Below are 10,736 nucleotides of genomic sequence, written 5' to 3'. Positions count from 1 at the left end.
GACTGACAACACCCGCTGCCTCGTAAAGGGTGCTTGCAATCGTGAACGCATTCGGGATGATGTTCGCGATACGAAGCGGTCGAAGAACCTCAACGATTTTTTCCACTTCTTCTACCGTATCCAATGTGATACAGAAAGGTTTGAACGCCGGCGGTTCAGGCATGAGCCACATACCCATTTGGACACAGATACCGTAGTTACTTTGGGTAAAGATACCATCCAGTGACGGTCCGTATCCCCATTTGAATACGGCTGAACTGGTTGAACCTTTGATTCCGCCCATACCGGTTTTGAACGACGACCCGTCTGCAAGGACGATCTCCATACCGCATTGCATCATGAAGTGCTCACCGTATGGAGTATAACCGACACCGCGGTCCATCGTATTCCCGACAGGACTCGCGATTGCACTCGGTGCCGGGCAAGAGAGCCAGAGTTTATACCCTTTTTCATGGATATAATCGAAAAGTTGCTGATACGTAACTCCCGGTTCAAGTACCGCGTAACATAGGTCAGGATTAACCTCGATGATTTTATTCATTTTATGAAGGTCAAGAATTACGGTACCTCTTTGAGCCGGTGCAGCGGTGCCGTAACCCATGTTTTTACCGGTTGAGAATGTCCAGATAGGGATAACGTATTTGTTACATACTTTAACGATTGCGATAACTTGCTCTTTGGTAGATGCTTGAAGCGCCAATGAGGGCATATGTTCTTCGATCGGAACCGCCATCATGATCTTTTTATACGGGGTAATGTCCTCATCCCCGATCAGAACATTTTCCTCACCCAAGATTTTTACAAATTCTTTGATTGCTTTGTTCATTGTTTCCACAGAAACGTTTTTAGGCAATGCTGTTAATTTTTTAGCCATTTAGTACTCCTTTTATGCTTTTAATACGAAAGATACAAATGCATTTTTCGCAATGTGCTCAGATGCAAAGTCAGTTTGTTTTGCAATGGCAACCGTGTTATGTGCACCGATAGTATGATAGGATGAAAGAGCCATACCGTATTTGTCGGTATTAGCTGAGGCAAACTCATCGAATACTTTTTTAACGGACATCACCGCAAACGAATTCTCGGTGTGACGAACACCTATATTTGATGGGGTGTGTGCTGTTTCAGAGACGAATGAAGCACCGTTTGACATGGCAACCTGATTTAAAAGCGCATGATCGCTTGGCGCCAGTAAACCGAAAAATGTTGACCCTTTGTTACTCGAAATAGCGGAGGCCAATGTGTGCATATTTTTCAAATTATCTGAACCGAGCATAATGACCTCATCGACTTTGTTTCCTTTTGCCAAGGCAATCACATACCCTGTCTCATGTGCCGATTCAGAGACGACTGCAATTATCTTCTGGTTTGCACTCTCATCCGAACTTGCAGCAGAGAGGGGAGAGTACATTGCTGCTGTCGCTGCAACAAATGCGGTATTTTTTAAAAAATCTCTACGAACCATAATGGACCCCTTATTTTACGGATGGATCTGTGATAGTACCGTTGGCCAATTTGGTTGCCAAATCTCTCAATACCGCATCATCAATTTCTGATTTTCTAAAAGCAGGCATTGCATTGCTACCATGTCTTACCGTTTGATAAATCCCCTCAGCTCTTAGTTTCACCCCTTCTGCATCATCCATTTTGGTATAAATGGTATGCGGAGCAGTTTTGAGTGAATGACAATGAAAACATACTTTTTGAAATGCATGTTCTCCATTCTTGAATGCAAAGTTCTGACCTAATTCCACCGCGAACATGGAAGTAGTGACAAAAAATAGACCAACAGCCAGCTTTTTCATTTAAACTCCTTGATTAGTTTGAACAGAGCAAATATAAAATAAAAAACTCGCATAAAAATCGCATAAAAAAAATTTATATGTTTTAGAGATTTTCGACCACATGTAAGGTAGAATGCTAAAACTTCAGTGTTAAAATCAAGACCAAAGTCAAGGAAGATCGTTGCTAAGATGGATAGAAATATCAAATGAAAACAGAGCCAAACTTCAAGCATTAGGGTTCGCAATCGTCGGTGTCATCGGCGTTGCGATCGTAGACAGGGTTTCGATCAGTTTGATCAATCCGGAAAATGATGCCTTTGGTTTGCCCTTTTTTATCGGCGTTGTGTTCTTTATACTGAGTGCGATTTTCTTATACATGCTGCTCAGGCGTACCGCTCGAATTGCCGAAGACGCGCTTAAAAAACTCGCAGAAGAAAAAGAGACTCTGCAGCGGTTCAATTTTGCCCTCGATAACAGTGCCGATGCTATTTATTGGTTTACCTTCGATACCCGTTTTTTCTATGTCAATGATGCGGCATGCACGATGTTGGGATATACCAAAGACGAACTCTTAAATATGAGACTAAACGATATCGATCCCGATTACACTAAAAATACACAAGATTTTTTACTGCAAATACGGGAAAAACAGTATATCTGCTTCGAAAGCCAACAAATCCGAAAAGATGGAAGCAGCTTCCCGGTATCGGTATCTGCAAGTTATTTTTGCGATGCGTCCAAAGAGTTCATTTGCGCTTTCGGTCGCGATATCACTGAACAAAAAGGGCGAAGACGTATTATTATTGAGCAAAATGAAGCATTAAAAAATTCCCTCCAGGATAAAGAGGTCTTGATTAAAGAGATTCATCATCGCGTCAAAAACAATCTTGAAGTGATCTCCTCTTTATTGCAGATGCAAAGCCGCAGAGAAACCAATGATCAAGTCAAAGATGCCCTTTCAAAAAGCCAAAGCCGCATTTATGCTATCGCCTTGGTGCATGAAATGCTCTATCAAAACAGTGATTTGGCAACGATCAATATGAAATCACATCTTGAACGTCTCTCCTCAGCTATGATTGATTTATACGCTCAAAATAAAAACATATCGGTCAATCTCAACGCCGAAGATGTCTATTTAAGTATGGATTACGCAATTCTCATCGCTTTGATCGTCCATGAACTTTTTCTCAACTCTATCAAACATGCCTTTATGCATCAAAATCACGGGGAAATCGATATCTTTATACGAAACGGCACAAACGGTGCTATCGAATTCGGTGTCAATGACAACGGTATCGGAATCAATCCCGATAAGATCAAAACATCCACCTCATTGGGATGCGAGCTTATTAATACCATTACCGAATTTCAGCTCAATGGAGCAATCGTGACCGACTCCTCCCATGGTTTTAACTGCACAATCACGTTTGTACCCAAAGAGAGAGGGAACCAATGAAAACAAAAATTTTAATTGTTGAAGATGAGAGTATCATTGCATTAAATATCAAAGAAATATTGACCGGTTTCGGTTATGAAATCATCGGCATTGCGGCCAACGGTGAAAAAGCACTCCATCTTGCAACCATAAAAACCCCTGATCTGGTACTTATGGATATTACCCTCCAAGATAGAGAAGACGGGATTGATGTGGCTGAAAAAATATCCAAAACGCTCTCGGTACCTATTGTCTTTTTAACGGCCAATGATAAAAATAAAACCATTGACAGAGCCATCAACATCAAGCCCTACGGCTACATACTCAAACCGTTTAAAGAAATCGAATTAAAAACAGCGGTAGAGATCGCTTTAAAAACGTTTACCACGAATAAAAAACTCTCCTCGGAGATTATTGAAGTCAAATCTGAAAACGTATCCCTGCAAAGCAAACTAAACACGGATCAACGCGCGAAACAGCGGTTAATAAAGCTTCCGCACGGCTACTTGTATGACAATGAAAATTTTGTATTACTGTTTAACGGTGAAATATTTGAATTGAATGATAAAGAAAACAAACTTCTAAAGTTGCTAATCAAAAATATCGGGCGAGTTGTCACCGTAGAACAGATTGAAGATTTTGTTTGGGATGGAGAGCTTGTGGGAGAAGGGGCATTGCGATCATTAATGTTTAGAATCCGACAGAAATTGCCCAAAGACTTTATTACATGTCATTCTAAAATCGGGTATAAAATTTTACCTAGTTAATCAGGAACTCTCTTGTCCCTGCCCGACTCCATACATTCTTATAGGAGCCGCTTATTTATCTATTTCGGGCACACGCCCCTTGTCTGTTACTGCTCCAGTTCGACCGCTAATTCTGAATAGATACGTGCTTTCGCGATATTAAACTGGTTTAACTGCCCGCTTTTTTCAATCGATGCTATTTTTTGGTTGAGCTGAGCCATACGGGTATTGATCGTGCTTTTGTTTTGAGCCACTTTTGATTTATCGTCACCGCCGGGCTGTGAGAACCCCACAAAACTTTTAGCCTGATCAACATAAGCGCCTGTCGTATCCAACGCTTCTGAAATCCTCTGTGTCGTCGCCGCCATCATCGCCGTAGACGAAGAGATGTCGTTGAGTGAATTCTCAAGACTTCGTGCATCGCTCATCAATTTGGTATCGGCATATACCGCCAACTTAGATATATCGGCCGCTTTGGCGTTCGTTCGGTTAAGTTTATCAAAACCGGCTAAAAAGAGATCCGAACTGTTTTTATATCGGTTTAATGCACTTGCGGCACCGCCGAGGTTCAGTACCGTTTTGGAAATCAGTTTGGTGGTATTCGATACTTCTCCCGCATACGGAATCGGGAGAAATCGGACGACGTTGCTGATATAGACACTCGATTTAATCATATCGGAATAGTTATCAACCGTCCCCTTCATCGCATTAATAAATATCTCAAAAGATTCAATGTTCTTTTTGTCTTCCCGCAATAATTTTGCCACTTTTTCAAGATAATCATATCCATAGGCATTCAGCTGTGCCGCGCTCATACACGCTTTTTGAGGCAGAGGAACAGGTTGCTGCGCACATCCTCCCAACATCAATAATGCTGCTGCTATAACTATCGCTCGTTTCATTTCCAATCCTTTCATATCATCCCCATCTCTTTCAATGCCCGACGTATCGCTCCCGCGATCGATTCCCCCGTGCGTGCCGTGTGTTCGTCCAGTTTTACTTTTTCAGCTTTGGTCAGCGTTAAAAAAACCTTTTCGCTCTGCTTGATTTCCTCGGTTTTTTTAGGACGTCCCCCCGGATGCTTCGCGGTTTGGATCTCTTTGTGGGTTGAGAGTTCCCGTTGAGTAACACGTGCAGCAAACTTATTCTCTTTAACCTCTTCCATTTTAACCACCTTTTATACAGTTATTAACCGTCTATAAATTCTCATATTCTCGAATTGTCGCATGCAAATCGTAGATTAATTTTGAACTCTTTTTATAAGCATACGCTTTGATACCCACTTGCTTTGAAAGCTCAACAATAGAACTATTTTCATTGATCGCCGTTTGAAGCGCAACACTCATCGGAATCGAAAACATTTCGATCTCATAACCCAACGTCTCTTCAAACACAAATTTTGCATCACTGATATCGTTCTCTTTTTGGCTCATATTCGGCACCATCAAGATCGGTTTGTTTGCTGAAGCGACCCGAACCAAAGTATCAACCGTCCCTTGAATCGTCTCCAGGGTTGGAATAAAAGGGATAATAATCAAATCCGAATAGCTGATCGCCTGATCGAGTTTAATATCATCAAAACCGCCAAAATCAAAAATAGTTTCGTTGCTCGGCTTGTTAAGATATTTTTGTTGGATATCGATCCGCTCAACCCTTTCCGGTAATCGATCGGAAAGTGACCCGTAAGGATCAATCTCGTATCCGTAAAACCCGAATCCGGTAATCAGCTGATGGGCGATCATCGATTTACCCACCCCCCCTTTAAAATTGACAATGGTTATATTCATCTATTTCCCTATTATAAATAACTGTAATTTACAGTATTTTACCAGTATTAAATAGATAAAGTCAAGTTTAATACAGTAAAAAACTATTTTAATATCGGGGTTTTACTATGGAGTTGGAAGATGAAGAATCAAGAGGAAAGATAGCGGCAATTCTTTAGAATCCGTTTAAGACGAAAGAGACAAAGAAGCGGCTAACGGATCAAAAAAACATAAAATCCCGTTTATAGAGAATGTGTTCGCTAGTTTGTTTAAATGCTTCCATTTTTTCAAGAACGTCAATCAGCGGGATTTTGCTCATTGCACTGATCTTTTGACACAAAAGTATTTCATGGTTACTCATATTTGCACGATATGCGACAATCATGTGTTGAGTCGAAATTTGTCTTAATCGCTTAAGTACCTCTTCTTCATTCAGCAACTCACTGTTATCATTTAACATTTTGAAACCTTATATGATGGAGTGACACTATTTTATCTACTTCGAACCAATGTGTCAATATATTTAATAAAGTTATCTATAGGGAAGCTTTAAAATAAGAAAATTTAATTATTTTGCGGTTAGTTTTCGATTAATCTGCTCTAATTTATCTGGATTTCGCACCGTAAATATACGTCCGATTTTACGATCCAACACTTCAAAACCGTATAAGGTTGTAACTTTGCCGTTTTCTATTTGCTTTACTCCGGGAGAGCCATTAAACCAAAATACTTTTAACTCACTATGTTCGTTATTCTTACCAAAAAGCGAGCTAACCACTCGAATCAGCAACTTACTCGTAAATTCACTGCCTCGATCCAAGATTTTTCGTGATGCGATTGCTTTGCCGCCCCCATCAGTATGTATAATAATAGCCTCTGAAAACAACTGTTTTAACGCATCGAAATCTCCATATTTCAAGGCATTAACAAATGAATTCGTTAACGCTAAATGTTCGCTCTTTGAAGGTGAGTACTTCTTTTTATTCACTTGTAATTTTTTCATTGCCCGTGAAGTGATTTGTCTGGAATTTTGAGGCGTCGTATTTAAAATATCGGCTATTTCTTTATGGTGAAACTCGAACAGATCATGCAGTATATAGGCTACTCTTTCTTTGGGTCCCAGTTTCTCCATGACGACCAAAAGAGCCATAGACAAAGATTCGTCAATCTCAAGATCATGTTCAATACTCTCATCTTCAATATAGGGTTCAGGCAACCAAGGTCCGATATAAACCTCTCTTCTCTTTTTTATCCTCTTAAAAAGATCCAGTGATAAATTAGTAGCAACTTTAAACATCCATGCTTTAGCATTTTTTATATCTTGATCTTTTGACACTATTAGTCTTAAAATAGTCTCTTGAGTTATGTCTTTTGCGTCTTCCATGGAGCCTGTTAACCGATAAACATACGATATGAGTGAACGTCTATGCAGTTGTGTTTGTGCTACTAATTCATCCATAGAGAGATTAAACCTTTATTTGTATAACCGAGCAACTTTGCATATAATTCAGAACTCTTTTAATCGTCGGAAAAACTTTTGTTGCTGCAATAGCAAGAGAAATTTCCATCATCACTTCTCTTGAATACGTTTGATTCATTCGATCCGATACATTTGCATCTATTGTTTCATTATTGGACACGGCTAAAGTGAAATCATATACCAATTTTAGATCAAGTGATAAACTTTCCCCTTTATTAAAGATGATCTCTCTCGCTACCTCTTTATCAAGACCCGCTTCAATCGCCAAATCTACATATAACTGCACACAAGTTCCGCAATCTTCGTTTTTAATAGCCGTTATTCTTGCAATATTGATCACATCAACAGGGGCTTTATTTACAAAGGTTGCCATTGGCAAAAAGGCTTCAAAAACTTCATACGATGCAGGCGATATTTTTAACATCTCTTCCATGTAAGCAGTATCGTAGTTATAGTGAGTTTTAAAACCTTCTATCATTTCTAGCGATTTTTGAACATCAAACATTTTCATCCTTATTTTTGGTTTTCAGTATGTAAGACGAAATTGAAGGAGAAAGTGTGACAAGTTTTAATATTAAATTCTATGCGTTTCAGGAATACGTTAAGAGAAATTGGTGATAGAGGGGCCCCCAATACTAGACACTTTTTATTTTTAAAATAACTCTAAATCACCCTCTTCTATCTCTGTCGGATTAATTATCCCTATCACTTGTTGAATGCTCATCAATGTTGGTAAATGGATATGATGTATATTCTTCATTGCCATGCTTTCTACGGAAAAACGTTTAATGTAAAGTGTCATATCAATACAAATCGCATCGAATAACTTGAGTATATGTTCAGGTTTTTTTTCGAATAATTCAATAAAATTAAGTTCTTCTACCACAATAACATGTGCAAGTTCGCCAATACTTTTGGCAAGTGGATCCAAAAAGGGGGTATATCGGTATAAAATATTTGATAATTTACCGATTAAAATGGATATTCGCTTAATATGCTCTCTTTGAAAATCATTACTATATAAAAATATTTGATCAAGCATATCATCAAGGATATCTGTCATTTCATCAGAATCATCTTTAATCAGTATGACACTTTCTACACCGTCATCCTCATCTTTAGAAAAATATTTCTCTAATTCTAAATCACCTACATTATTTTCTTGATTGTTCAGTAATTCATTGACTTGATCGTTTTTTATTGACACGGCATTGAGTTGTGCACAAAGCAGCCGTACTTGCTTTTTAAGTTTACTCTTTTCATTATTGAGCATCTCAAAAAGTTCGACATTCAAATTTTGTGTATTAGCATCACGGCAAACTGGATATAAAACGTTTAATATATTTTGCTGAATTATCGGTTTTAAAATAAAACTATTAACACCGTTTTCAATCAAATTAATCAGGATTTCGGATTCATTATGAGCTGAAATCGCAATAATTTTTTGCTCCGGATGGATTTCCCGCATTGACACAATCATCTGAATGCCGTTCATTCTGGGCATATTAATATCCGTTATAACGATATCGAATTTTTGATGATTGTATTTTTGAAGCCCATCTATGCCATCCACAGCGATTTCAATATATTCAAAAAATGGACTTAAAAGCAATGTCATCTCATCTCTTAGACTCGGATCATCTTCCACATACAATACACATAATTTTTGTGAAAAGTGGAATACATCTTTTGTCTTAATCATACATCGTCCCCCTGCACTCTGTCTTTAGGCATTATTTCAATACAAAAATTAGCCCCGCCGTACAATTCATCGTTCATCACATTTAATGTCCCTCCAATATGACGCTCAATGATTGTTTTAGCCATATGCAATCCGATTCCTGTGCCATTTTTTTCATTTTTTGTTGAGAAATACGGTAAAAATATTTTTTCCATAATCGAATACGGTATCCCCTGTGCATTATCAGTTATGTTGATAAAAATCGACTCTCTCTTTTTTTGAAGCATAATACGAAGTTTTGGTTTATCGATATTTTTTTCAATAAATGCATCTTTGGCATTGTTAATAATATTGATGAGGACTTGTTTAAGTTCATTTTCGAAGTTAGTAATGATTATATTCGTATCGGTATCAAGCTCTAAATCTATGTCAAGATAATGTTTTTCAGGAATAACCATACGGCATACACTGTTGATTAATTCTGCTACGCAAAATGTATTAGTTTTATTTGTTGGACGATAAAAATTACGAAAATCATTTACGGTTTTTGAAAGAAAATCTGCTGATTCTTCGATACGTACAAATGCATTTCCTAAATCTGCTTCAATGGCTAAATAAGGGTCACTTGCACGCTTATATATATCCAAGTCCATCTTTGTACGTGTAGTTGCAATAATCGCCGTAATGACTGAAAGCGGTTGCCGCCACTGATGTGCGATCATTGAAAGCATTTCACCCGTTTGAGTCAACTTGGTCTGCTGCATAAGTAAATTACATTGAAGTTTATTTTCTTCGGTAATATCAGAAAGTCTTTTATGAAATTCTCTTACTTGCTCTTCAACATATTGATCAGGTAATAATATACGGATTACGTCATACGTCACTTGCAAAAAATATTTTGAAATTAAAGGCTTAAAAATAAAAAATATTATCCCTAATTCATAAAGTTTCAGCATCGTATTAATATCATTTTCATCGACAAATATTATAAATTTTTGGTATTTATCCTGATTACGAAGCTTCGTTATTAATTCAATTCCGCTGATATCTGAAAGCGTTAAATCAACATACACAATTGCGTATGAACTGGAAGTATAAAGAGCGAGTGCCTCTTGGGCTGTATTGGCGACAACAATCTCATCAAAAAAAGGAAATAAAATTTCCTGAGCACTATTGGAGACAACCTTATCATCCGCTACAATCATGATTCTTAAATCATTACCAATTCTTGTAAGAATTTTCAAATCATTTTGCATACTCGTCTCTCATTGCTTACTAAATATATTATTCATAAATGTAATCTTATCGTCGATAAGTTGCATATATGTTGCATTTTAAGACTTAACAAAATATGCACAATACATAAATAAAATCAATAGATTTCGATCTATTCGGATTTAGAGAGAAGTAAAATAAAAACTGGAAGAAATGCCGAGAATAGGCTGAAAAGGTGGTGGAGGCGTCCGGGATTGAACCGGAGTCCTAAACCAAGATTGTAAAGGCGTCTACATGCTTAGTAACGTTGTTTGTTTTTCAGATGACTATCACACAACGTGCAAAGCTACATCATCCAATTCTCTAAATTCATTCAAGTCCGAGACATTCCAAGAATATAGCTATCACAGGGGTTATACGCCAAGCCCTTCCAGTTATAGCATAGGAAGGTAGCGCAGTCCTAAAGTTTAATTAAACTTACGCTACAGCGTAAGCAGGACGGTAATTAGTGTTGTTTGCGTTTAAGCAAGTGTGAGCCGTATAACGGAGCTGCTCAGTCCGGCGATGCAACCTAAACCTTCTTGATCCAGTCGAAGCCATGTCGCCCCCACGTAGATAACCGAAGTTAG

Annotated in this window: 13 protein-coding genes and 1 other RNA gene; 2 read left to right on the top strand and 12 right to left on the bottom strand. The window is 38.1% G+C overall.

Features of this window, described 5'->3' with window-relative positions:
* The 3 genes from Q0C19_RS02380 to Q0C19_RS02370 form a co-directional block, all read right to left on the bottom strand.
* The coding region (locus Q0C19_RS02380) for an FAD-dependent oxidoreductase (protein ID WP_295052480.1) at positions 1–874 on the bottom strand (874 nt) is incomplete at its 3' end.
* A 12-nt stretch (positions 875–886) separates the two neighbouring features.
* Positions 887–1,465 carry a hypothetical protein gene (locus Q0C19_RS02375; RefSeq protein WP_295052478.1) on the bottom strand — a complete coding sequence of 193 codons (579 nt, stop codon included), beginning with the start codon at positions 1,463–1,465 and terminating at the stop codon, positions 887–889.
* 10 nt (positions 1,466–1,475) lie between these two features.
* A complete protein-coding gene (locus tag Q0C19_RS02370; protein ID WP_295052476.1) occupies positions 1,476–1,805 on the bottom strand; it encodes a cytochrome c in 330 nt (109 codons plus the stop codon).
* Between the two features lie 160 nt (positions 1,806–1,965).
* Between Q0C19_RS02370 and Q0C19_RS02365 the strand changes: the two genes are divergently transcribed.
* A complete protein-coding gene (locus Q0C19_RS02365; RefSeq protein ID WP_295052475.1) occupies positions 1,966–3,240 on the top strand; it encodes a histidine kinase dimerization/phosphoacceptor domain -containing protein in 1,275 nt (424 codons plus the stop codon).
* Complete coding sequence (locus tag Q0C19_RS02360; protein ID WP_295052474.1) at positions 3,237–3,986, top strand: response regulator; 750 nt, start codon at positions 3,237–3,239, stop codon at positions 3,984–3,986. Before Q0C19_RS02365 ends, Q0C19_RS02360 begins: the two co-directional genes overlap by 4 nt.
* Before the next feature lie 86 nt (positions 3,987–4,072).
* On the opposite strand, the gene Q0C19_RS02355 is transcribed toward Q0C19_RS02360, so the two are convergent.
* From Q0C19_RS02355 to ssrA, 9 genes are all read right to left on the bottom strand, one after another.
* A complete protein-coding gene (locus tag Q0C19_RS02355) occupies positions 4,073–4,867 on the bottom strand; it encodes a hypothetical protein (RefSeq protein WP_295052473.1) in 795 nt (264 codons plus the stop codon).
* 11 nt (positions 4,868–4,878) lie between these two features.
* Positions 4,879–5,130, bottom strand: coding sequence for a hypothetical protein (locus Q0C19_RS02350; protein ID WP_295052471.1), 252 nt, complete (start codon positions 5,128–5,130; stop codon positions 4,879–4,881).
* A gap of 31 nt (positions 5,131–5,161) precedes the next feature.
* Positions 5,162–5,752, bottom strand: coding sequence for a ParA family protein (locus Q0C19_RS02345; protein WP_295052468.1), 591 nt, complete (start codon positions 5,750–5,752; stop codon positions 5,162–5,164).
* A gap of 199 nt (positions 5,753–5,951) precedes the next feature.
* Positions 5,952–6,191 (bottom strand): hypothetical protein, encoded by a 240-nt coding sequence (locus tag Q0C19_RS02340; protein WP_295052466.1) that lies wholly within the window; start codon positions 6,189–6,191, stop codon positions 5,952–5,954.
* Between the two features lie 108 nt (positions 6,192–6,299).
* Positions 6,300–7,190: a sigma-70 family RNA polymerase sigma factor gene (locus Q0C19_RS02335; RefSeq protein WP_295052464.1), complete on the bottom strand. Its 891-nt coding sequence runs from the start codon at positions 7,188–7,190 to the stop codon at positions 6,300–6,302.
* A 7-nt stretch (positions 7,191–7,197) separates the two neighbouring features.
* Complete coding sequence (locus Q0C19_RS02330; RefSeq protein WP_295052462.1) at positions 7,198–7,716, bottom strand: hypothetical protein; 519 nt, start codon at positions 7,714–7,716, stop codon at positions 7,198–7,200.
* A gap of 147 nt (positions 7,717–7,863) precedes the next feature.
* Entirely contained in the window at positions 7,864–8,913 is a 1,050-nt protein-coding gene (locus Q0C19_RS02325; RefSeq protein ID WP_295052460.1) for a response regulator, read from the bottom strand.
* Entirely contained in the window at positions 8,910–10,148 is a 1,239-nt protein-coding gene (locus tag Q0C19_RS02320) for a hybrid sensor histidine kinase/response regulator (protein ID WP_295052458.1), read from the bottom strand. Before Q0C19_RS02320 ends, Q0C19_RS02325 begins: the two co-directional genes overlap by 4 nt.
* 195 nt (positions 10,149–10,343) lie before the next feature.
* Positions 10,344–10,716, bottom strand: a transfer-messenger RNA (tmRNA) gene (gene ssrA / locus Q0C19_RS02315).
* Between the last annotated feature and the right edge of the window lie 20 nt (positions 10,717–10,736).

It is taken from the genome of Sulfuricurvum sp. (genome assembly GCF_023250475.1).
GTDB lineage: Bacteria > Campylobacterota > Campylobacteria > Campylobacterales > Sulfurimonadaceae > Sulfuricurvum.
Note: the sequence above shows the minus strand (reverse complement) of the source record. Positions and strands in the feature narration are given on the sequence as shown.